The sequence below is a fragment of the Janthinobacterium sp. 17J80-10 genome, assembly GCF_004114795.1.
Classification (GTDB): domain Bacteria; phylum Pseudomonadota; class Gammaproteobacteria; order Burkholderiales; family Burkholderiaceae_D; genus Paucimonas.
Map to the genome: position 1 here is coordinate 3,400,239 of NZ_CP035311.1, position 23,957 is coordinate 3,424,195.

At 57.0% G+C, this 23,957-nt stretch carries 18 protein-coding genes; 9 read left to right on the top strand and 9 right to left on the bottom strand.

Annotated elements, in window-relative coordinates:
* Position 1: 1 nt before the first annotated feature.
* The 3 genes from EKL02_RS15295 to EKL02_RS15305 all read left to right on the top strand — a co-directional run bounded on the left by EKL02_RS15295 (position 2) and on the right by EKL02_RS15305 (position 5,364).
* Complete coding sequence (locus tag EKL02_RS15295; RefSeq protein ID WP_128902841.1) at positions 2-3,556, top strand: EAL domain-containing protein; 3,555 nt, start codon at positions 2-4, stop codon at positions 3,554-3,556.
* Positions 3,557-3,837: 281 nt separating this feature from the next.
* Positions 3,838-4,536, top strand: coding sequence for a hypothetical protein (locus tag EKL02_RS15300; RefSeq protein WP_128902842.1), 699 nt, complete (start codon positions 3,838-3,840; stop codon positions 4,534-4,536).
* Positions 4,537-4,719: 183 nt separating this feature from the next.
* Complete coding sequence (locus EKL02_RS15305; protein ID WP_128902843.1) at positions 4,720-5,364, top strand: DsbA family protein; 645 nt, start codon at positions 4,720-4,722, stop codon at positions 5,362-5,364.
* 42 nt (positions 5,365-5,406) lie between these two features.
* Here EKL02_RS15305 and EKL02_RS15310 read toward each other — a convergent pair whose 3' ends face one another.
* A complete protein-coding gene (locus tag EKL02_RS15310) occupies positions 5,407-6,147 on the bottom strand; it encodes a beta-ketoacyl-ACP reductase (RefSeq protein WP_128902844.1) in 741 nt (246 codons plus the stop codon).
* Between the two features lie 147 nt (positions 6,148-6,294).
* Positions 6,295-7,470 (bottom strand): acetyl-CoA C-acetyltransferase, encoded by a 1,176-nt coding sequence (locus EKL02_RS15315; protein WP_128902845.1) that lies wholly within the window; start codon positions 7,468-7,470, stop codon positions 6,295-6,297.
* 564 nt (positions 7,471-8,034) lie between these two features.
* On the opposite strand from EKL02_RS15315, the gene EKL02_RS15320 reads away from it, so the two are divergent.
* Positions 8,035-8,217: a hypothetical protein gene (locus EKL02_RS15320; RefSeq protein ID WP_128902846.1), complete on the top strand. Its 183-nt coding sequence runs from the start codon at positions 8,035-8,037 to the stop codon at positions 8,215-8,217.
* Between the two features lie 57 nt (positions 8,218-8,274).
* Here EKL02_RS15320 and EKL02_RS15325 read toward each other — a convergent pair whose 3' ends face one another.
* The 4 genes from EKL02_RS15325 to EKL02_RS15340 all read right to left on the bottom strand — a co-directional run bounded on the left by EKL02_RS15325 (position 8,275) and on the right by EKL02_RS15340 (position 12,198).
* A complete protein-coding gene (locus EKL02_RS15325) occupies positions 8,275-9,531 on the bottom strand; it encodes a glycerate kinase (RefSeq protein ID WP_128903537.1) in 1,257 nt (418 codons plus the stop codon).
* Positions 9,532-9,555: 24 nt separating this feature from the next.
* Positions 9,556-10,926, bottom strand: a complete 1,371-nt coding sequence (ppnN, locus tag EKL02_RS15330; protein WP_128902847.1) for a nucleotide 5'-monophosphate nucleosidase PpnN — start codon at positions 10,924-10,926, stop codon at positions 9,556-9,558.
* A gap of 136 nt (positions 10,927-11,062) precedes the next feature.
* Positions 11,063-11,782: a response regulator transcription factor gene (locus tag EKL02_RS15335; protein ID WP_128902848.1), complete on the bottom strand. Its 720-nt coding sequence runs from the start codon at positions 11,780-11,782 to the stop codon at positions 11,063-11,065.
* Positions 11,779-12,198: a hypothetical protein gene (locus tag EKL02_RS15340; protein WP_164932038.1), complete on the bottom strand. Its 420-nt coding sequence runs from the start codon at positions 12,196-12,198 to the stop codon at positions 11,779-11,781. The genes EKL02_RS15335 and EKL02_RS15340 overlap by 4 nt, the downstream gene beginning before the upstream one ends.
* Before the next feature lie 179 nt (positions 12,199-12,377).
* On the opposite strand from EKL02_RS15340, the gene EKL02_RS15345 reads away from it, so the two are divergent.
* Together EKL02_RS15345 and EKL02_RS15350 are read left to right on the top strand one after the other, a co-directional pair.
* Entirely contained in the window at positions 12,378-13,469 is a 1,092-nt protein-coding gene (locus tag EKL02_RS15345) for an acyltransferase (protein ID WP_164932039.1), read from the top strand.
* Positions 13,470-13,539: 70 nt separating this feature from the next.
* Positions 13,540-14,718, top strand: coding sequence for an acyltransferase (locus EKL02_RS15350; protein ID WP_128902851.1), 1,179 nt, complete (start codon positions 13,540-13,542; stop codon positions 14,716-14,718).
* Positions 14,719-14,762: 44 nt separating this feature from the next.
* Here EKL02_RS15350 and EKL02_RS18690 read toward each other — a convergent pair whose 3' ends face one another.
* Positions 14,763-17,357 carry an EAL domain-containing protein gene (locus EKL02_RS18690; RefSeq protein WP_164932040.1) on the bottom strand — a complete coding sequence of 865 codons (2,595 nt, stop codon included), beginning with the start codon at positions 17,355-17,357 and terminating at the stop codon, positions 14,763-14,765.
* A 515-nt stretch (positions 17,358-17,872) separates the two neighbouring features.
* On the opposite strand from EKL02_RS18690, the gene EKL02_RS15360 reads away from it, so the two are divergent.
* Together EKL02_RS15360 and EKL02_RS15365 are read left to right on the top strand one after the other, a co-directional pair.
* Complete coding sequence (locus EKL02_RS15360; RefSeq protein ID WP_128902853.1) at positions 17,873-19,279, top strand: nodulation protein NfeD; 1,407 nt, start codon at positions 17,873-17,875, stop codon at positions 19,277-19,279.
* A complete protein-coding gene (locus EKL02_RS15365; RefSeq protein ID WP_128902854.1) occupies positions 19,269-20,033 on the top strand; it encodes a slipin family protein in 765 nt (254 codons plus the stop codon). The genes EKL02_RS15360 and EKL02_RS15365 overlap by 11 nt, the downstream gene beginning before the upstream one ends.
* 127 nt (positions 20,034-20,160) lie before the next feature.
* Here EKL02_RS15365 and pstS read toward each other — a convergent pair whose 3' ends face one another.
* Positions 20,161-21,204 (bottom strand): phosphate ABC transporter substrate-binding protein PstS, encoded by a 1,044-nt coding sequence (pstS, locus tag EKL02_RS15370; RefSeq protein WP_128902855.1) that lies wholly within the window; start codon positions 21,202-21,204, stop codon positions 20,161-20,163.
* A 323-nt stretch (positions 21,205-21,527) separates the two neighbouring features.
* Between pstS and EKL02_RS15375 the strand changes: the two genes are divergently transcribed.
* Entirely contained in the window at positions 21,528-23,231 is a 1,704-nt protein-coding gene (locus EKL02_RS15375) for a GGDEF domain-containing protein (protein ID WP_241687879.1), read from the top strand.
* Between the two features lie 31 nt (positions 23,232-23,262).
* On the opposite strand, the gene EKL02_RS15380 is transcribed toward EKL02_RS15375, so the two are convergent.
* Positions 23,263-23,955 (bottom strand): hypothetical protein, encoded by a 693-nt coding sequence (locus tag EKL02_RS15380; protein WP_128902857.1) that lies wholly within the window; start codon positions 23,953-23,955, stop codon positions 23,263-23,265.
* Positions 23,956-23,957: the final 2 nt, after the last annotated feature.

The window sequence follows — 23,957 nt, forward strand, 5'->3', positions numbered from 1 at the left end:
AATGAAGCCACCTTCCCGGATTATCAGCGATCCATTGCGCCTGGCGCTCAATAGCGGGGGCCATGTCGCCTTTCACTGGGAAATCACTGGCAATTCGCTGCAGGTCAATGGTGAATTGCCCGCCTGCTTTGCGCACGTCGCCTTGCAGGGCATCGTCAAGGCTGGTGCCTTGCATGCATTGATCCATGAAGAAGATTTGCCGGCTGTGAAGCAGCAATGGACACAGTTGCTTCAGGGTACTTTAGCGCATCCGGAATCAGGGATGCAGGTCGACCTTCGCTTGCAAGACAGCAAAATCGGTTGGCGTTGGGTTTGCCTGTCCGGCCAGGTGGCGGAACGTGACGCCCAAGGGCAGGCGCTGCAGGCAGTCGGTGTCCTGACCGACATCATGGCCCGCAAGGCGCACGAGGAACGCATCGGCAGGCTGCGCGACCTGTATGCGGCACTGCGACAAACCAATCAGGCAATCCTCCATGCAGAAGACCGCGAAGCCCTGTTCAACCAGATTTGCCGTATCGCTGTGGAGCGCGGGGGCTTCCAGATGGCGATGGTGCGCCTGGTCGATCCGGCATCGCAGGAATTGATCCCCATTGCCGGCCACGGCACCAAGTTGCCGCAAGCGCCCATTGCGCGCATTTCCATCGATGCGGAAAAAGCGGAGGGCAAGGGTCCGGCCGGCATTTCCATCCGCGAACAGCGCCCGAGCATCTGCAACGATTTTTTAGCCGTGGGATTTCACGATGAATGGATCGCCCTGGCCAACAATGTCGGTTTTCGTTCTGTCGGCAGTTTCCCTTTCCGCCAGGACGACGAGATCATTGGCGCCCTGCTGCTGTATGCCGAAGAGAAGGATTATTTTGACCAGGAATTAATCGAACTCCTGGAAGAAATGACCAATGAAATTTCTTTCGCGCTGGACAATTTCGAGCAACAATCCCGCCGCACCGAAGTCGAAGCGGCGCTGGCCAACAGTGAGAAACTCAAGAACGCGATCCTGCAGGCATCACTGGACTGTATCGTTTCCTTCGATGAAGCCGGACACATCATCGATTTCAATCCGGCGGCCGAACGCACCTTTGGTCATGTGCGCGCCGATGTGATCGGCCAACCCCTGGTCGAACGCCTGCTCACGCCGGCCTCGGGCGAGCAATTCGAGCAGGGCATGGCAGACCTGCTGCAAAACAGCGACAGCCCACTGCATAAGCGGCGCATCGAACTCTGGGCCGTGCATGCCGAAGGCATGCCCTTCCCGGTCGAAGTCGCCGTCGCGCCGATCGCCCTGGACGATCGCCTGGTCTTTACCGCCTACATGCGCGATATCTCCGAATGGAAGCAAAGCCAGGCGATTCTGGCCGATAGCGAAGCCCGCTACCGGCAATTGATCGACTTGTCGCCGGAGGCAATTTTCGTGCACCAGCACGGCAAATTCGTACTGCTCAACCAGGCGTGCGTGCAATTATTCGGGGCCAGCCATTCCGGCGACCTGCTGGGACAGAGCGTACGGCCCTTCATGCACCCTGATTACAAGGAAATCAGCAAGAAGCGCGCACTGGCGCTGCCGATGGGTGAACTGATCACCGGCCAGGTCGAGGAAGTGTGGTTGAAGATCGATGGCACGCCTTTCCATGCCGAGGCGTCCGGTTCCAAATTCATCTATCTCGGTTCGCCAGCGGTACAAGTCGTCATGCGCGACATCAGTGCGCGCAAGCTGGCCGAGGCATTGCAAAGCGCACAGAATGAAATCCTAGGCATGATCGCCGGCGATGAAGCGCTGCCGGATATTCTCGCCACCTTGACGCGCCTGATCGAAGACCAATCCGAACGCGGCAAGTGCGCCATTGCACTCTTGAATGCCGCACGCACGCACCTGCATGCGGTGGTGGCGCCGGCGCTGCCGCGGGAACTGGTGGAAAGCATGACCGGGTTGGCGGTCGGCCCCTGCCATTCGTCGGCGGGAACCGCGGTGTTCCGGCGCGAACCGGTGCTGGCAGCCGACATCGCCACGGACCCGCTGTGGATCATGTGGCGCGACCAGACGCTGACGCACGGCTTGCAGGCATGCTCGGCCTGGCCTATTTTCGGCAAGAACAACAAGGTGCTGGGCGCGCTGTCACTGTATTACCGTGATCCTCACCTGCCCAGCGCAAAGGAACTGCAGGTCATCGAAATAGCCGCCAACCTGGCCGGCATCGCCATCGAAAACAAGGAAACCGAAGACCGCATCCGTTACCTCGCGCACTACGATGAAATGACGGCCTTGCCGAACCGGGCATTGTTCAACCAGATTCTCAATCACGCCATGAAGACGGCGCACCGGCGCCACCAGAAGCTCGCCGTAATGTTCGTCGACCTCGACCGTTTCAAGAACATCAATGACACGTTCGGGCATAGCGCAGGCGACCAGGCCTTGCAGGAATTCGCCGAGCGCATGCGCGGCTGCCTGCGTGAAAACGATACCGTAGCCCGCATGGGCGGCGATGAATTTTATGTGCTGATCGAAGAACTGGTGGATGGACAGATCGCTGCCGGCGTTGCCGAGAAAATTCTCGAGGAAGCCTCTCGCCCGTTTTATGTCGATGGCCAGGAATGCCACCTGTCGGCCAGCATCGGCATCGCGCTCTATCCTGACGACGGCGGCGATGCCATGGCGCTCTTGAAAAATTCCGACATAGCCATGTACCGCGCCAAGAGCGATGGCAAGAATGCCTACCGCTTTTATTCCGCCAGCAAAAACATGCACTCGGTGGAACGGCTGGCGCTTGAATCGCAATTACGCCGCGCCATCGACAACCACGAACTGGAACTGTACTACCAGCCGAAGGTGGATGTCTTCACCGGCCGCATCAATGGCGTCGAGGCGCTGGTGCGCTGGCACCATCCCGATCTCGGCTTGCTGCCGCCGCAGCACTTCATCCCGATGGCCGAAGAGACCCGCCTGATCATCCCGCTATCCAAACATATCCTGCGCATCGCCTGCGAGGAAGCACACGCCATCAACAAGGCCAGCGGCTACCCGGTGCGGGTCGCTGTCAACCTGTCCGCACGACAGCTCGACGACAACCACTTTCCCGAAGCCTTGCAGCAGCTGCTGGAACAGACGGCGCTGCCAGCCGACTTGCTGCAACTGGAAATCACGGAAAGCATGGTGATGGACAACCCCGAGCAAGCCGTGGAGATCATGAATCGCCTGCGCGCGATGGGCATCCGCCTCGACATTGACGACTTCGGCACAGGTTATTCATCGCTGGCGTACCTCAAGCGCTTCCCGGTTTACAGCCTGAAAATCGATCGCTCTTTCATTCAGGATATTCCGACCGGCCCCAACGATACGGCCATTACCCAGGCCATCATCGCCATGGCCCATTCCATGGGCATGCGCGTCGTGGCAGAAGGCGTGGAGAGGCGCGAGCAAGCCGAAGCCTTGCGCCAGTTCGGCTGCGACGAATACCAGGGCTTTTACTTCAGCCGACCTGTGCCGCTCACGCAGTTGCTGGATTTACTCAGCAACCAGAAGAACTGGATGCAAGTGATGCCCGCCAGCCTGAAAGCTTCCTGAAGCGCCTTGCATGCCGGGCGCCTGGCTGTCCGCTTGCGCCAGGCAAGCCACCAGTTGCAGTTAAATCCCCCGCACTCGCCGCATTAGGTGAATTCCCCTCCGGAATCACTGCACAGTATCCGCTGCAAGGCAAAACTGCATAAATGCGCACACTCATGTGCGTTTGCACGAAACTGCGGCATGCCAAAACGTTCTAATGCTCACATTTACTTCAGATAAAGATCGTTTTTTCTTTGTTTTCCCGTCACAGGAAAACAGATTATTTTCTTTTGGAGCTGCCGATGGAACATGTGCCCACCCACAAAGTGCAACGCGACCTCGATGAAATCAATGAAAAGCTGCGGCGGGATGTCATCCGTACAATCGAACCTTACGGCATCAAAAAAATCGCAGAACTGGGCGAGATGACCGATAGCGAACGCACCAAATGGTTCTTCTGGAACATGCATGAAAATATCGATGAAATCCGCACCTGCGAGCCGGCGCTGATCGGCCAGGTGATCCGCACCCAGCTGACCGTCAGCGATGGCCAGTCGCTCTGGACAGAAAAATGCGGCTTGGAAAAGCGTATCGAGCTCAGCTGCAAATGGCAACTCCTCCTGAAGGATGGCGCCTATCAAAGCGAAGAAACCTATGCCCTCAGTGATGGGTGGATCGACCTGTCGGTCGCCCAGTGCCCGCCGCCGCATCCTGCCCTCCAGGAAAACCAGAAAGGCTATCTGGATTCCGACAGCAAACTCTATCCGAACCAGCTTTATCTGTATGGCTGGATTACCGAGGGCGTGTGGCAAGAAGTAAAAAACGAGCTGTACAATGCCAGCGCCAACTGCCACACGGACATTTTTATTCGGGATAATTTTCTATTTCCCGTCAAGCCCGGGCACAATTTCGTCACCGGTCCGACCGGTTCGATCGGCATCACGAATATCGAGTTCCGGGTATCGTCACAGCCCAGGCTGACCAGTTGGGTCAAACAGTAAACGCCTCTGGCCGGGGCGGCCCGGTGTGCCATTTTCGTGCAATCAAGGGAATAACACCGCGAATCCCCCACTATTTTCGGGACTGAACAGACCAAAGGCTGGCAAAATGACAGCCTGATCCTCGAATAGCGCGTACGGATCGCCCGCCAGCCCGGCACAACCCGACCGACAGAAAGAGGCACCATGGCCACCAACCTCATTTTCATCGCCGACCCCATGTGTTCGTGGTGCTATGGCTTTGCGCCGGAACTGGATGCATTGCAGCAAGGCTTGCCGGAAGTCCCGGTAGAAATCGTGCTTGGGGGCTTGCGCACGCAGCAGCAGCCGCTCGATGCTGACGGCCGCCAACTGATTCATACCCACTGGGAGCAGGTACAAGCTGCCACCGGCCTGACTTTTTCCAGCACGGCGCTCGACACTGAGGGGTTCATCTACGACACCGAACCTGCCTGCCGCGCGGTTGTAACGGCGCGCGGGATTGCGGCGCAAACCAGCCTGCCGGTGTTTCACGCGATTCAGCAAGCCTTCTATGCTGAAGGACGCGACGTAACACAAGCTGCCATTCTGGCGGAAGTCGCCGCGCAAGCCATGAGCAACGCGGGCCATGCAATCGATGCGGGGCAATTTCAGGAAATCTGGAGCAGCGCCGCCATGGTGGATGCGACCCAGGCCGACTTCGCCCTCACGCGGAATTGGGATGTGCAAGGCTTTCCCACCCTCGTGCTGGAACGCGGCCGCGATCTCGACCTCGTGACATCAGGATTTGTCACCATGCCCGTCCTCGTCGAACGTCTCGAGGAATTGGTCGAACAGCAGGCTGCAGCCTAGGGGCACCGGCCCGCCGCAAGCCTGCCGTCGCAACGCAAACGGTCAGTACATGTGCTGGCCGCCATTGATGGCGATATTGGCGCCCGTGACAAAGGCAGCTTCTTCCGAGGCCAGGTAGGCGACCAGGCCTGCCACTTCTTCCGGCTTGCCCAGGCGTCCCATCGGGATTTGCGGAATGATCTTGCCGTCGAGGACTTCCTGCGGGATGGCCATCACCATCTTGGTGCCGATATACCCCGGCGAAATGGTGTTGACGGTGACGCCCTTCCTGGCCACTTCCAGCGCCAGCGCCTTGGTAAAGCCATGCATGCCTGCCTTGGCAGCGGAATAATTGGTCTGGCCGAATGCGCCTTTCTGGCCATTGACGGAGGAAATATTGATGATCCGGCCCCAGCCGCGTTCGACCATGCCATCGCAAACCGGCTTGGTCATGTTGAACACCGAATCCAGGTTGGTGCGCATGACTGCATCCCAGTCAGGCTTGTCCATTTTCTTGAAGGTCATGTCGCGTGTGATGCCGGCGTTATTCACCAGCACATCGACAGGACGCACATCTTTTTCGATCTGCGCGATACACTCTTTCGCTGACTCGTAATTGGAGACGTCACATGGGTAAGCGCGGAAATTGAAGCCTTGCTGTGCCATTGTCTCCAGCCATGCGGGCGCCTTGCTGCTACCGGGCGAGTAGGTAGTGATGACCTGGTAATCCAGTGCCGCCATCTTGATGCAAATTGCCTCACCCAGACCGCCCATGCCGCCGGTCACCAATGCTATGCGTGCCATGTCCTATCCTCTTGCAAAATGACTATAAAAGAAGTGCAGCGGTCAGGACGGCAATCGCACCAGACCGGATACCCGCCATAAGCATGCTTCATGCCAAATCATGCCACACAGCAAACATCCGGTCTATGCCACTTTAAAACAGCAGTCTTACCGCTCCACCGCCAGCGCTACACCCATGCCACCGCCGATACACAGACTGGCCAAGCCGCGCTTTGCATCGCGACGGACCATTTCATGCAACAGCGTCACCAAAATACGGCAACCCGATGCACCAATCGGATGTCCGATCGCAATGGCACCGCCGTTGACGTTGATCTTGCTGGTATCCCAGCCCATTTCACGGTTGACACCAATCGCCTGGGCTGCGAATGCCTCATTAATTTCCATCAGGTCGAGATCCTGGTGCGTCCAGCCCGCCTTTTTCAGGCACAGCTGCGCCGCTGGGACCGGGCCCATGCCCATGACGCTCGGATCGACGCCAGCGGACGAATACGCCTTGATTTTTGCCAGCGGGGTCAGGCCCAGCTCCTTGGCCTTTTCAGCCGACATCAGCATGACGGCGGCGGCGCCATCGTTGATGCCTGAGGCATTTGCCGCAGTCACGGTACCCGCCTTGTCGAAGGCCGGACGCAGGCCGGAAATCGATTCCAGTGTCACGCCTTCCTTGACGTATTCATCGGTATCGAAAACGAACGAGCCTTTTTTCTGGGGAATTTCCACGGGCAGGATCTCATCCTTGAACTTGCCGGCCTTTTGCGCGGCTTCGGCCTTGTTCTGCGAAGCGACGGCGAATTCATCCTGCTCCTGGCGCGAGATGTCGTACTTCTTGGCGACGTTCTCGGCAGTGACGCCCATGTGGTAATTGTTATAGACATCCCACAGGCCGTCAGTGATCATGGTATCGATCAGCTTGGCGTCGCCCATGCGGAAACCGTCACGGGAATTGTTCAGGACATGCGGCGATGCGCTCATGTTTTCCTGGCCGCCGGCAATGACGATTTCGGCATCGCCGCACATGATGGCCTGGGCCGCCAGGTGGACTGCCTTGAGGCCGCTACCGCACACCTTGTTGATCGTCATGGCTGGAACCATGCTGGGCAAGCCTGCGCGGATCAATGCCTGGCGCGCCGGATTCTGGCCAACGCCTGCAGTCAGGACCTGGCCCAGGAGCACTTCGCTGACCTGGTCTGCCGATACGCCGGTCTTGGCCAGCAATCCTTTGATCACATGCGCTCCGAGATCTGCTGCGGCGATTTTCGCCAGGGAGCCACCAAACTTACCGACTGCTGTTCGCTGTGCTGCGACAATTACGACGTCTTTCATTTCAATTCCTCTATAACGGCAAAAAAGCTAACTAATAAGTTATAAGCCCTTCTTCTGTGCGGAATATTGCGGAGGACTAATACCACTTCCATCTTCAATAATTCGGTATCAAGAAAAAGATCGCTTATTGTAACCAGCCTCACGGCGGGTTCTCCCTGTTTTGCACCCAAATCTCCTGTTTTTAGGGCAATTTCTTAAGGAATTCGCTCTTCCTTGCCGTAATGAATCATAACTACTGGCAAAACTACGATATTGACAATCATCAAAGCATTAAAAACGCATCGTTTTTTCCTCGTCTGGATTCACGCCATTTCTGAAACCTCCAGGTTCAGGTTCTGCAGCATTTGACCGACGCCTGGAACCGTCGACTGTTGCAGAATCTCACGGTCAAAAAAATAATTGCGCGTTGTCACGAACAGGCACTTAATATGGTGCACAATGATTTGGCTTCCCCGTGCCGCGGCACACCGTGCTTCCTACAGGGGAAAACTCGACAGGCGCGAATGACAGGCCTGAGCCTGAATTTGCAAATGGCGAATCTGCTTTACTTTGACGGAGTCTGGCATGGATCGTTTCAGCAGAAATAATTACAGCAATTCGGCGCATCTGAAGGAATTGATGACTGCGCCGCCCATGACCGCCGAACAGCACGCCGCGATCAACCGCAAACGCAATGAATTGCGGCGCATGATCGAGGAAGCCAAGGAAATTCGTAACGAAAACGCGGATCTGCTTTACCAGCCCTGACGGCAGCAGATGATGCGCTGCCAGGGTGCCGCGCCGGCACCCTGGGGCAAACAACGCTCAGTGAATCAGGATGGCCCTGAAGTCATTTACGTTGGTTCGGGTCGGCCCGGTGATTACCAGGTCATCCAGCGCAGCAAATGCAGCATAGCTGTCATGCCGCGCCAGGTGTAGCGGCAAATCAAGTCCACGCTCGCGTGCCCGCTGCACACTATCCGGCAGCCAGAGGGCGCCGGCATTGTCTTCGCTGCCATCGATGCCATCGGTGTCGCACGCGAGGGCAAACATCCCCTGTTCTTCCTGCAAGGCCAGGCCAAGCGCGAGCAGGAATTCCGTATTGCGGCCTCCCTTGCCCGCCGGAGTGTTCCCCAGGCTAACGCGGCATTCCCCGCCGGAAAGCAATACCGCCGGGGGTGCCAGTGGCGTGTAATGGCGCCGTATGCTTTGGGCAATACCAGCATGCACCTGCGCCGCCTCCGCCGCCTCGGCTTCAATGCAATCTGAAAGGATCATCGGCACATAACCCAACTCGCGCGCGCGTGCCGCGGCTGCCTGCAAACTCTGGATCGGGGTGGCGATGGTCATGGTGCGGCAATGTGAAAAATCTTGCCGTGCATAACGGGACGGCTGCGCCAGCACAGCCAACACATGCGGCGGCAGACGCAAACCCAGGCGGGTAATGATTTCCAGCGGCGACGCCGACTCCGCCGGTGGCGGCACGGTGGGTCCGGAAGCAATGAAGGCGGGATCGTCACCTGGCACATCCGAAATTACCAGCGTCAGCACTTGTGCTGGCCATGCCATGGCCGCCAGTCCGCCGCCTTTGACCAGCGACAATGCCTGGCGCACCCGGTTCAACTGGCGGATGGTCGCTCCCGCCTGAAACATGGCTTGTGTGACCTGTTGCTTGTCGGCCAGAGTAATGCCGGCGACCGGCTCCACCAGCAAAGCCGAGCCGCCGCCCGAGATCAGGCTGATTACCAGGTCGTCTTTCGTGAGACCGGTAAGCTGCCGGCGCATGGCTTGGGCGGCATCCAGACTGTTCTGGTCAGGCTGAGGATGACCGGCTTGCAATACCTGGATCTGGCGACACGCCGTCGCATGGCCATAACGCGTGACCACCACGCCTTCCACCGGCGTCGGCCACATCGCTTCCAGGGCTGCGGCCATGTAGGCGGCGGCCTTGCCGGCGCCAATCACGATGGTGCGCCCGCGCGGCGGCGGCACTTGCGCCACGGCCGCGCGCATGCATGTCGCGGGCTGGGCCGCAGCAACTGCGGCAAGGAACAATTCGACCAGGATCGCGCGCGGGGTCATGTCCGACACGTCTCCCGGTCGCCTTTACTTGATGATGCGATAGCAGGGCGTGTACTTTTTCCCTGGCAGCTTCATGCGGTGATGCTCGACAAACGACGCCAGCAGCGCATCCATTGCCGTCATGATGTCGGCATCGCCGCGGATTTCAAAGGGCCCGTGCTCTTCAATGGCGCGAATGCCCTGGTCCTTGACATTGCCCGCCACGACGCCGGAAAAGGCGCGGCGCAGGTTGGCCGCCAGCAGATGGCTTTCCTGCTGACGCTGCAACTTCAGGTTGCGCATGTTGTCATGGGTCGGCGCAAAAGGCTGCTGGAATTCGCGGTCGATCTTGAGGCGCCAGTTGAAGTAATACGCATCGGCTTTTTCCTTGCGAAATTCACGCACGCGTTTGATCCCCGCCTGCATTTCGCGGGCTACCGCTGCCGGGTCGTCAATGATCACCTGGTAACGTTCGCGCGCCCGCTGCCCAAGGGTATCGCCGATGAAGCGGTCGATCTGTTCAAAGTAGGCTGCCGCGCTGTGCGGACCGGTAAAGATCAAGGGGAACGGTAATTCGGCGTTGTCCGGATGCAGCAAGATTCCCAGGATATAAAGAATTTCCTCTGCCGTGCCGGCGCCGCCGGGAAACACCACGATGCCGTGCCCGAGACGCACGAACGCCTCCAGGCGCTTTTCGATATCCGGCAAGATAACCAGGTCGTTGACAATCGGATTGGGAGCCTCGGCGGCAATGATGCCCGGCTCGGTCACGCCAAGATAACGGCCGCTGGTGATGCGCTGCTTGGCATGGCCGATCGTCGCCCCCTTCATTGGCCCCTTCATGGCGCCCGGGCCGCAGCCGGTGCAGATATCCATGGCGCGCAAGCCGATCTGGTAGCCGACCTTCTTGGTGTACTCGTACTCGATGCGTGAAATGGAGTGTCCGCCCCAGCACACGACCAGGTTGGGACTGATAAGCGGCCGCAGCATGTTGGCATTGCGCAGGATATGAAAGACGGCGTCGGTCGTGCCTTCCGTACTTTCCAGGTCGAATCGGGGATCGTCCTGGATTTCATTGCTCACGAAAATCACATCACGCAAGACCGCGAACAGGTGTTCGTGGATCCCCTTGATCATCTGCCCATCGACAAAAGCAGAAGCCGGGGCGCTCTTGATATCGAGCTTGATGCCGCGCTCGCGCTGGATAATGCTGATGTCGAAATCCTTGAAGCGCTCAAGCAATTCCTTGCCATCGTCCATGGCATTGCCGCAGTTGAGTACTGCCAGCGAACAGTTACGGAAAATTGTGTACAAGCCGCCCTGACTGGTATCGCGCAACTTGGCGACTTCCGCCTTGGACAAGACTTCTAGCCGCCCTTCAGGAGCGATCTGGGTATCGATAACCTCGTATTTCATGGATGCGACTATCCTGGTAGTGAATCTGCTTCCAGTTTTAACTGGAAAGCGGCCTCAAGTCCAGTATTTCGCAGTGCCATGCCCATCGATTGCATGGCTTGCGTCGCATCCAGGCATATGGCGCTGCAGCACGCCGTCAGTCAGTACTTTCAGCAAGTGGTCCGTGGCTACGCTTGAGCAACCCCTGCCGCTGCGCTTCGAACACGGCTTCGCCGCGCGAGTGCACAGAAAGCTTGCCATAGATGCTCTTGATATGGGTTTGCACGGTTCCCACTGAAACACTCAGCATGGTGGCAATGTTGCCGTAAGAATCACCACGCGCAATCAAGTCCAGGATCACTTTTTCGCGCTTGGTCAAGCGCGCGTCAGCCTGCAGCTTTTTATCGGCAGACACGGTCGCAGGCGGGCCGGCGCGCACCCGTTCGAGCACCATGCGGGCAATCGCCGGGCTCATGGGCGCCCCGCCTTCGCGCAGGCTCATGACTGACCGCGCGATATCGCTTTTGTGCGTGCCCTTGAGCAGATAGCCGGACGCGCCTGCCTCGATGCACGCAAGCACATCGGCTTCATTGGACGACATGGTCAATACCATGATGTCGCAGTGGGGATGCCGCTGCCGGCAAGCACGAATCAATTCGATGCCGGAACCGTCAGGCAAACCCAGGTCCGTCAGCAAGACGTCGAAGTTACCTGTCTGAATCCACGTCAATGCGGGCTGCATGCTATCGAACACCGCAGCCAGCGACAGGCTCGGCGCGGCCTCGATCGACAGGCACAAGGTCGCACTGGTGACTGCATCGTCCTCGACGACCAGCACCCGGGCGGGCGAGGCGTCGGGATCCGCTACCTGGTTCATGGCGCTATGGCAGGCCAGGCGGCCCAGGCAAACGATGCGGAAGCGCTGAACGCCGCCGGGAATGGCAGACGCTGCGGCAGGCGAATGGAGCTTTGAAATGACATTTTTTGTTGTTTATTGGAAACTACTGATGGTATAACAAGGAATATACCATCTTTCAATATCAAAATATCCCATAAATATGGGATGTGCGAAAACCAGCAATCTTCTATAGTGGCCTTGTCTCTTCCAACGCTTCTCCAGTGTTGAAGTTTGCCCGCTGCGCCTGGCGTATGCGGGCTATTTTTTTGCTCTCCGCGTTTTAATTTCCTGTTTTTTCTTACCCATTCGACGCCATTGCAGGATCGCCTGCGCATCCGCAATCGATGTGTGTAATTTTCGACACGTTTGCGACAATCAACGGCCGGTTTGGGCAATGTCACAGCAATGTCGGTTGCGCAGTTTCATAGTTAACCCATGAGAAATTCAGGTCTGGCAACCGACAAAACAGCGCATGGAAAATAGACCACGACAACCGGCGTCCGAATCCAGGGACACGGCCATACATGCCGGAATCAGAACGAGGCAACGACGCTATCGCTCGCTTGACAGCGTCATGCAGGAAAATGGCGGCGTGGGGCCTGGCTTCGATGCCATCCGCATCGCCCTGTCACTGATCATTCTGACTTATCACTCGTTCCTGCTGGCGCCGGATCGAAGCGGCATCGCCTTTATCAGCAACTATTTCTACCTCTTCATCATCGCCCTGGTGCCGATGTTTTTCGGCCTCTCGGGGTTCCTTGTGACAGGCAGCGCCTTGCGCACACGTTCGGTAAAGGTATTTCTGACGTACCGCGGCTTGCGAATCTTTCCCGCGCTTGCCGTCGAAGTCACCTTGTGCGCCCTCTTGCTCGGGCCATTCATGACCAGCTTGCCGCTTACAGAATATTTCACGACCAAACAGTTTTTTTCTTACTTCGGCAATATCGTCGGCATCGTGCGCATGGAATTGCCAGGCGTGTTCCTGACCAACCCCTTGCCAAAAATCGTCAATGGCAGCTTGTGGACGCTCCAGCCGGAATTCTATTGCTACCTGATTATGGCGGCACTCATGCTCTCCAGCCTGGTTTACCGGCGCACCTGGTACAGCGTGGCATTTCTGGTATCGACTGCGCTCCTGACAGCAAGCAATGCACTGTATGGCTACGGCAATCCGGGCGACTTGTTCCCCCCCAACGTCATCATTTATTACTTTTTTGTCGGCATTGCAGTGTGCCACTGGCGCGACTGGATTCCCGCTCATCCGCTATTGTTTGCCGCCGCGCTTGGCCTGGCTTGCCTCATGCTGTCACAACAAGGCCTGGTGTACCTTGCGGCATTTCCCGTCACGTATTGCATCGTGTATGTCGGCATGTTGCGACTGCCGCGCATCCCCCTGCTTCAAAATGGCGACTATTCCTATGGCATTTATTTGCTGCATTTTCCCGTCTTGCAAAGCCTTGCCCATCTTTTCCCGGGCTTGCATGCATGGTGGATGCTGTGGCTAGTCGCCGCACCAGTGGTGATCCTGTTATCGGCCGTCTCGTGGCACTGGATCGAGAAACCATGCCTGCAACTGAAAAAGCGGATATTGCCACGACAGGCAAATTCCGCAAACCGTGAAATGGCGACTCAACCAGGAAAGCCTCTGCCACGGATGAGCAGTTAAACAATCAGGACACCCTGCCTGCACTCGCAAAATTGACGGGGCCCGCAATAGCACAACTGGAGAGCGGAAAATGGATACCAACTTGTCTGGGCTGAACAAGACGGCGGACACCACGCAAACGCAACCTCTCGCAAGCAGGATTGCCGGCGTGTTTGCAGGACTGCCGACGGCCGCGATGGCGATGGAAAAAAACCGGGGCGCCGGCCCGGGCTTTGACGCCTTGCGCATTGGCCTGGCGCTGTGCATTCTGCTGTTTCATGCAATCCAGAATTCTTACGCAAAGCGTTATGTCGAGTACATCCCGACTGCCTTTTATCCTGTGATCCTGGCCCTGTTGCCGATGTTTTTCTGCCTCTCTGGCTTCCTGGTCACCGGCAGTGCAGTTCGCACGCGTTCCGTGCCGCTGTTTCTGAGTTACCGCGGCTTGCGCATCTTCCCGGCGCTAGCGGTAGAAGTTGCCTTGTGCGCGCTGGTGCTTGGCCCCTTGCTGACCATTGTGCCGCTCAAGGAATACTTTCACGACCGCCACTTCTTTGAATATTTCGGCAATATCATCAGCATGGTCCGTTACACTTTGCCGGGTCTTTTCACGGACAATCCTGTTCCCAATATCGTCAATATCAGCCTTTGGACCTTGCGCCCGGAATTTTATTGCTATGTGGTGATGGCAGGCCTGATGCTGACGTCCATCGTCTACAGGCCGGCCCTGTACACATGGCTGTTTTTAGCCAGTACAGTGGCTCTTGCGATGCTCAATATCGTCACCGGCTTTGGAAATGCAACGTCGTCATATCCGTGGCATGTGATCATTTACTACTTCTTTGTCGGCATTGCATTTTTCCACTGGAGAGGTCGTCTTCCGCTGCACATCGGACTTTTTGCAGCAGCCGCCACCCTCGCCTATATCTTGATACCGTTTGACGGCACGACCTATATCGCTGCCTTCCCCTTGACTTACTGCGTGGTCTATCTCGGCATGCTCAAGATACCTCGAATTCCCTTGCTACAAAATGGCGACTATTCGTATGGCATCTACCTGTTCCATTTCCCGATCCAGCAAACACTTGTGCATCTGTTTCCCGGCATACGCGAATGGTGGCTACTGTTTCCTACTGCGGCCATCCTGACCATGTTGTTTGCCGCAGCATCCTGGCACTGGATTGAAAAACCCTCGCTCAAGCTCAAGAAGCGCTTTGACTTCCTGCGGACCTGGCGACTGGCAAGAATGATGTCGGCAGATCGCGCATAAGCCGGAAGCTTCAACGCCGGCGTCACCAGGTTCAGGCAGGGAATTCAGGCAAATGCCGGCATGACCGGCATGGGAAAATCAGATTGGCGTTCGGCAGGCGGCAAGGGCTTGGCCACGTAAAACCCCTGGACTTCATCGCAACGCAGGCGTTTGAGGATTTCGAGCTGGCGCCGGTTTTCCACGCCTTCGGCCACGACCCGCATGCCAAGGGCATGTGCCATGGTGATGATCGCCGTGAAAAACACCTTGCCTTCCTCGGTCTTTTCTACCTCGGAGGTAAAGGAACGGTCCACCTTGAGCACATCGAAATCCAGCTTTTGCAATTGCGACAGTGAAGAATAGCCGGTGCCGAAATCATCGATCAGGAATCGGATGCCGAGTTTTTGCAACGCTGCCAGCGCGGCGGCAACATCTTGCGTGTCGCCCATCATGCAGGACTCGGTGATTTCAATCTCCAGCAAATGCGCCGGGACCCTGTGGCGCTTAAGACAGCCAGCGACGATCTTGATGAAATTGGCGTGACTGAACTGACGTGGGGAAACATTTACCGAAACCGGCAGCAGTCCGCGTTCCTGGCGTGCCCAGGCGGCCAACTGGGCGCAGACCTTGTCGAGAACCTGCTCCCCGATATCGAGGATTAAGCCCGTCTCTTCCGCCAAGGGAATGAATTCCAGTGGCTCGATCAATCCCCGCACGGGATGCTGCCAGCGCACCAGCGCCTCCATGCTCGAAACGACGCCAGTTTTGATATCGAAGCGAGGCTGGTAATGTACGAGTAATTCGTCATTCTCGATCGCCTGCCGCAATTCCTGTTCGCGGTCGACGCGCTTGCGCAATGCCTCATAGAGCTTGTGCTCAAAAAAACGGAAATTCCCCTTGCCGGATGTTTTGACGGCATACATCGCAATATCGGCATTCTTGAGCAGGGTATCCGCGTCCGCACCGTCGTCAGGAAAAACACTGATGCCAATGGAAGTACCGATTGAGTGCGTCCCTTGCGACAGCCGGAATTTCTCCCGAAAAGCGGCCACGACGCGCTCCGCCACATGCGCAGCATCCTGCCGGTCTTCAAGCTGTTCGACAATCACGACGAATTCGTCGCCCCCCAGGCGTACCACATGGTCATGCGGGCGCACTGCCACCTTCAGCCGCTCTGCCGAGTAACGGAGCAATTCGTCGCCAACCGGGTGCCCCAGGGTGTCATTGATCCACTTGAAACCATCGAGGTCGATGAACAGCAAGGCCAGCATGGCATGTTCGGTTCTTGCGCGAGCAATCGCCTGGGGCAGGAATCCCTGAATCCAGTATCGGTTTGGCAAACCCGTCAGGGCATCTTCATTGCCACGCCGTTCAAGCTCGGTCACATGCGCCTTGGTATCGCTGATATCGCGGATGGTAATGGCAAGTTCATCATCGGCGCGCACCATTTTCAGGTGCACCCATTTGACCACGCTCGACCATTCACCACTCGATTGCATTTCGCCTTCATAAAAACCCGTCTCCATGGCCTGGCGCATATGGTTCATGAAGCCATGGCGTTCCGGTTCGGGAAACAGCGTGGAAAAATGCTTGCCAAGCACGCCTTCGCGCCTTTGCTGGAAAAGTCTGGCGCCATAGGAATTGCAATCCCCGGCGATAAAATCGATGATCTTGCGGTCTCTGTCGCGCACGGGATGGGCGATGTAAAAACCTTCATGACCTTCCTCGGTCGCCATGCGGTAGGTGGCCTGCGTTTGCTCAAGCTGATGCTTGCGCCAGGCAAGCAGCAGCGACAAGATCATGGCAATCAGGCTGAACCCTAACAGCCCTGTCGTCGCCAGCGTGGCGCTACGGAGTGCCGTGGTACGGGTTTTCAAATAGGGGACCAGCACTTCTTGCTGGTCGAGCCCGGCAATTGCCACCAGGGGATACCCCTCAATCTGTTGCCAGCCAACATAACGAGAACGACCGTCGGCAAACCAGGCCTTACCCTCCAGCAAGCCACTTCCCCAAAGCATGGAAAATTGCGGAACTTTATTAAAGGCAAAGGCACTCACGCGGCCGATCTTGTTGCCCACCCTCGTCGCGCGCATGCCGCCGTCGTCACCCGCCAACGCCAGCAAGCCCTGCTTGCCCAGGCTGTTTTCATTGTATGTCGTCGTAAAGTAGGCTGGATTGACCGCCACCATCACCGTGCCGGCAAAACTTCCGTCCGGATCGTTCAGACTGCGCGCGAAATGCACAACGTCCTGGTTTAACGCGGAACTGAACACTGCCTTGCCCAGATACAGAAAATCAATGATGGCAAATTTCTGCGCATTGAAAAATTCGCGGTCGCCGAGAAACTTGTTTTTTATGCCCGGCATGGTGCTGGTATGAATATTTCCTTCACGATCCAGGATCGAAACGTTAAACAAGAGGCCTGCGTGAAACAGCTTTCTTTTATTGAGGGTTTCGAGTTCAAGATTGCCTTCCGTCAACTGCCATTCGTACCGAATATGCAGCAGTGTTTGATCAACCGTGTCAAAGCTTCTTACTAGATGATCGGCATGGTTCTTCGCCAGATTGAGCGCATCCGCCAGGGCCCGAGCTTCGGTTTGCTGCCAGGTTTTATCCAGATCGTGCACCAGATAAATCCAGCCCACCAAGGCGATCAGCAATGCACCTGCCGGCCATAGCAGGGCCCAAAATATTTTGCGCTTTAAAAAATGGCTTTTATCAAGAATTTCCTTGAAACGAAGTGGGAATGCACCGGCAAATGTCTGCATAAACGGAAATTTCTCGTCGTTCTACCGGCCACAAGTTCAATAACTTCTGTCCGTTACTTTTTCGTTGGAGGCCCCCCGCAATGAAGCGAAATCTGGCCAGTCACCTTCGCCGATAGGAGCGGTGTGGCAGATTAGCGCACACCTTTCTGCAGGAGTTTGACTTCAGACAAAGGGATTCTGTATTAGTTGCAAGATCGGAATTTTTTTCCAACCTAGCTGTCATCTTTTCCCTACTTTCTTTCCATTAATTTTTTACGCTTCAAAAAATGCATGGGCAAGGACGATTCGCGGCTACACAAATAAATATTAAATTTTTTACCGGACAATTAAGTCAAAAACCAGAGGAAGGCAAGAAGCAATCATTTATTGACAGGGTGCGCTGCGATATAACTTGAAGAACATGGGCCATGAACAACAGCGTCTGGAAGATTTTTATTGTTTTCGTTTTTGCAGCGATGCCTGCTGCTGTTCCTGCCTCGGTCAGGCCAGTCACGCTGATGACACTGAGCGGCGCGATCGCTCCGGCCGGTGCCGACTATGTCGAACGCGGTATTGCCCGCGCATCCCGCGATGACAGTCAATTGATTGTATTGACGCTGGACACTCCTGGCGGCCTGGATACCTCCATGCGTTCCATTATTAAAGCAATTTTGTCCGCACCCATGCCAGTCGCATGTCATGTCGCTCCAGGAGGTGCGCGCGCCGCCAGTGCAGGCACCTATATCCTGTACGCCTGTCACATTGCAGCGATGGCGTCTGGCACCAACCTGGGTGCTGCTACGCCGATTGAATTGCGTCTGCCGCTGAATGAACCTGCCGGCCCGCCCCCCGCACCCAAGAAGGACGATGGCGACCGGAAGCCCCGGTCTCCGACAGAACCCAATGAAAATGCCTCAACGCCTCTGCGGCAAAAACAGCTTAACGATGCGGCTGCCTATATCCGAGGACTTGCGCAGTTGCGTGAACGCAATGCCGACTGGGCCGAACGCGCAGTACGCGAGGGAGCCAGCCTGCCCGCAAACGAAGCATTGCGTTTGGGCGTCATCGATTTTCTCGCCAATGATACGCATGCACTGTTGGCACAACTGAATGGCAAGGAAATCCGCATCCAGGAAAAAAAACAGATGTTGCAAACGTATGGAGCGCCATTGCATGCATACGAACCAGACTGGCGCATGAAAATATTGGCGGTCATTACGGATCCCAGTATCGCGCTGTTGCTCATGACTATAGGCATCTACGGACTTCTTTTTGAATTCATGATTCCGGGCGCCGTTGTGCCCGGTGTTCTCGGCGCGGTGTGCCTGGTGATCGCACTGTATGGCCTGCAACTTCTGCCGGTCAACTATGCCGGCCTCGCGCTCATCCTTCTCGGCCTGTCATTCATGGCCGCCGAAGCCTTCCTGCCAAGCTTCGGTGCTCTTGGACTGGGCGGCATTGCTGCCTTTGCGGCCGGCGCCCTGCTTTTGATTGATACCGAGGCGCCAGGATTCGGCGTTCCCCCGGCGCTGGTTGGCGGGTTGGCGCTGCTGAGCGCGCTGCTGGCAGTCACCATGACAGGTATTGCCGTGAAGACGCGCCGGCGCGCCACCGTGGGCGGACTGGACGACATGCGCGGCAGGATTGGCGAGGTCATGACGATCCAGAATGACACCGACACAAGCTGGGTGCGCCTGGGCGGCGAGACCTGGCATGCAGTCAGCTCACAGCCTTTGCATGACCATCAAAAAGTCAGGGTAATCAGCCGCAAGGGGCTGGTGCTCGAAGTTGCACCAGTGGATTCCCGCGAAAAGGAGCATAGCCATGTTTTATAGTTTCGGGTTAGGCACGCTATTCATTTTTCTTCTGGCCTTGATCTTTTCAGCACTACGCATCCTGCGCGAGTATGAACGCGGGGTAGTGTTCCAACTCGGCCGGTTCTGGGCTGTCAAGGGACCGGGGCTCGTCCTGTTGATACCGGTAATCCAGCAAATGGTCCGAGTCGATCTGCGCACCATTGTGCTGGACGTGCCAACCCAGGATGTCATTTCCCGCGACAATGTCTCCGTGAAGGTCAACGCGGTCCTTTATTTTCGCGTGGTGGATCCGGAAAGAGCCATCATCCAGGTCGCCAATTTTTTCGAGGCGACCAGCCAGCTGGCGCAAACCACGCTGCGCGCAGTGCTCGGCAAGCACGAACTCGATGAAATGCTGGCGGAACGTGAACGCCTGAATGTCGATATCCAGCAAGTTCTGGATGCCCAGACCGACGCCTGGGGCATCAAGGTGGCCAATGTCGAAATCAAGCATGTCGACCTCGATGAATCGATGATCCGTGCAATTGCGCGGCAAGCCGAGGCCGAGCGCGAACGGCGCGCCAAAGTGATCCACGCAGAAGGAGAACTGCAGGCTTCGGAAAAACTGGCCCAGGCCGCCCATGTCCTGGCGCAGCAGCCAGGCGCAATGCAGCTGCGCTATATGCAGACGCTTTCCAATATTGCCGGCGACAAGGCATCCACGATCGTTTTCCCGCTGCCCATCGACCTCCTGTCCGGCATGGCAGAGGTTTTCAAGCGGCCGCCGCCCTGACCGCAATGAATGTATAGAAAAAAGCTGGCCACCCTTGCGGATGGCCAGCTTTCTTGTTTCAGCAGGCTGTAAAGCTTGTCGCACTCCCCATCCTGCTGCAGCTTGGGTACAGGCTGGCTGGAACCGCTTACCAGACTGCCTTGCCGGAGTCGTCTTTCAACTGGTTCTTCCAGGCATCCTGTACCAGCTTGACGACGGCCGGCGGCATGGCAACATAGTCCAGGTCCGCGGCCATGGCGCCGCCATTCTTGTACGACCAGTCAAAGAATTTCAAGACTTCCTTACCCTTGGCAGAATCCGCCTGCACCTTGTGCATGATGATGAAGGAGGCGCTGGTGATTGGCCAGCTTTGCTTGCCCGCCTGGTCGGTCAACACGACGCCAAAGCCGGGCGCCTTGGCCCAGTCGGCGCCGGCAGCAGCTGCCTTGAAAGTGATATCGTCCGGCTGCACCCATTGGCCATCGCGGTTTTTCATCTGGGTATGGGACATCTTGTTTTTCTTGGCATAGGCGTATTCAACATAGCCGATCGAGTTCTTGATGCGCTGGACATTGGCTGCGACGCCTTCGTTGCCCTTGCCGCCCACGCCGGTAGGCCACTTGACGGCCGTGCCGGCGCCAACGGTCGACTTGAAGTCCTCGTTGACCTTGGAGAGGAAGTCGGTGAACTGGAAGGTGGTGCCGGAGCCGTCGGCACGATGCACGACCGTGATGTCTTCGGCCGGCAATTTCACGCCGGGGTTGTCGGCGGCGATTTCAGCAGCATTCCACTTGGTGATCTTGCCCAGGTAAATGCCTGCCAAAACATTGCTGGATAATTTCAGCTGGCCCGGCGCAATGCCTTCGACGTTTACGACCGGCACCACGCCGCCCATGATGGCGGGGAATTGCATCAGGCCTTCCTTTTCCAGCTCGTCCGCCTTCAGGGGCATGTCGGAAGCGCCAAAATCGACGGTCTTGGCCTTGATCTGCTTGATGCCGCCACCGGAACCGATGGACTGGTAATTCATGCCGGTGCCGGTGGCGGCCTTGTAAGACTCGGCCCACTTGGAATAGATGGGATAGGGGAAGGTTGCGCCGGCGCCGGTGATATCGGCTGCCTGGACTGCGCCACTGGTCAGCACGACACCAGCCGCGAGAATCAGGGAAGGAACGAATTTGTGCAAACGCATTGGAACTCCTCGTAATGAATTAAAGTTGCACGCGAACTTTAACCACTCTTTATGACATCTTCATTACGTCAACACAGGCAGAAACCTTGACATCACTTTGTCACATTGAACTCATATCATATCCACAAGGAAATTACTTAATCTCTTGTCTACAAGTCAGGCTGTAAATCATGGAAGGACCTGCATGCATTTCTGGATCGCACGTATTACGGAGAATCGAAATCCGGTCCCGACAAGTGCGGCAAGGACTATCTGAAAGGGAGATTGACCCGGTCCTGACTGCTTCGCTGGAGGAAATACTTCAACTGGGATTGCTCGACCCGGTGTTTCAACCCATCGTCGATATGCGCAATGGCGCGCTGATTGGTTATGAAGGCTTGATTCGTGGCCCGCAAGGGTCGCCTCTGCATTCACCTTTTCATTTATTCAGCGTGGCGCGTAGGTGCGGCCTGGGACTGCAGCTGGAAAGCTTGTGCAGCGAAATCATTCTCAAGAAATTCGTGGAACTGGCTTTGCCGGGACGAATTTTCCTGAACATCAGCCCGGACTTCCTGAGCAAAGCAGGCTTCGCTTACAGGGAAAAGCTGGCGCAACTGGAGCAGATCGGCCTGGCGCCGCGACGCATCATCCTGGAACTGACCGAAAACCAGGCAACGTACGATTACGAGCAGATGCGCGACGTCTTGAAACAATGCCGCGATCTCGGATTTCAAATCGCCATTGATGATCTGGGCGAGGGCTTTTCAAGCTTGCGGCTATGGTCGGAAATCTTGCCCGATTACGTCAAGATCGATATGCATTTTATCCAGGGGATCGACCGCGACCCTGTCAAGCTGCAATTTGTGCAATCGATCCAGCAGATCGCCACCAAGTCAGGGGCGGTTTCGATCGCCGAAGGCATCGAAACCGCGGACGAATTGCGCCTGCTGCAGGAACTCGGGATCAGTTGGGGCCAGGGATACCACATTGCCCGGCCACATGCGCAACCGGCATCGGCGGTGGCCGGCGAACTGGTAGGGCGCATCCGCCACAACACCGCCTTGACCAGCGCCGGGAACCAGCGCGGATTCAATCTGCCGACCGCCCTGAAGCTCTTGCGCATCGTCCCGATCGCAACGCCGGACACCTCCACCAATGCCGTCTATACGACTTTCGCTGCAAACCCCGAACTGGCAGTCATGCCGGTGGTGCGCAACGGCGTGCCACTCGGAATCATCAATCGCTTCCAGTTCATCGACCGGCTGGCACGCCCCTACCAGCGCGAACTCTACGGCAAGCGTTCATGCACTGAATTCATGACGCCGTCGCCGCTGACAGCGGAAAAAAACACGCCCCTGCAGGATATCAGCCTGATGATCGTCGAAGGCGAATCGCATCATTTTTCCAACGGCTTCGCCATCACCGACCAGGGCCGTTACATCGGCGTTGGCTCAAGTCAGGAGGTCATGCGTGAAATTACCCAGATGCAGATCAACGCTGCACGTTATGCCAACCCTCTGACACAGCTGCCAGGCAATGTGCCCATCAATGAAGAAATCGACCGCCGCCTGACGGCCGGCGCCGCATTTAACGTCTGCTACATCGATATCGACAATTTCAAGCCATTCAACGATGTCTACGGCTATTTGCGCGGTGACGACATCATCCGCCTCACCGGCGACATCCTCGCACGCTATTGTGTGCCGGGAATGGATTTCCTGGGACATGTCGGCGGCGACGATTTCATCATCCTGTACCAGAGCGGCGACTGGGAAGAACGCTGCAATGGCATACTGGCCGCCTTCGCCTCAGCCATACCGGCCTTCTTCAGCGCAGAGGACCGCAGGCATGGCGGCTATGTCAGCGAAGACCGGCGCGGCAACAAGGTTTTCCACGCGCTGGTATCGCTCTCCCTTGGCGTGGTGAAAATCGATGCGAGCCGCCACCTGTCGAGCTACCAGATTGCGGCTGCCGCGGCAGAGGCAAAGAAACAGGCCAAAACCATCGCCGGCAACAGCCTGTTCATTGAACGCCGGGCATTGAAGTAATGCGGCAGCGCCTGGACACTCATCCGGGCGCTCAGGCGTCATCCAGTACAGGACGCGTTCCCGCCAGCAGCGCCGCCTTCACCTGCTCGAGATAGGGGCCGGCAAAGCGCTTGCCCTGCTGTGAATCGCGCAGCGCCATGTTCCAGTGGCCGGCCACCGTCATCAGCTGGGCAGCAGTGCGCGCCTGCTCGATGCGCTGGATTACCGGCGCACTCAACAGGCCCAGATAGGTCTGTGCGGTGGTAGTCATGAAATCCTTTACCTGGCGGACAATCGCCGGATCATCCGTCAGGGAATCACCTCCGCCCGCAGGCACGGCAACGGGCGTAGCAGCGCCGGCGGACGTCGCCGCTTCTCGCCGAACGTTATCGGGATAAGACTGCGGTGAAAATGCCGGGATCCCTGGATATGTCTGGCTTGCCGTGTCGCTGTCGGATGGCGCGATGAAGCCATGCTCGAGCAAATGCACAAGAATTTCCCTGAGCTGCCCGGCAGGCACCATCGCTGGAATCATGTCTGCGAGGGTTTCCAGATCCTTGCTGCCATCGATCAGGATGAGCACGCGCCGCTGCAGCGGGTTAAGGCCGAAAGTGCGCTTCGCCATTTCCTCGCGCCCTTTGTCGGTTTTTGAAAAAACGAGCCCGGTACTATCCAGGGTTTGTGCCAGCATATAGTTCCCTTTCATGCCGTCCGTGCCGCTGTCAAGCGAAGTCGCGTAATTCATGG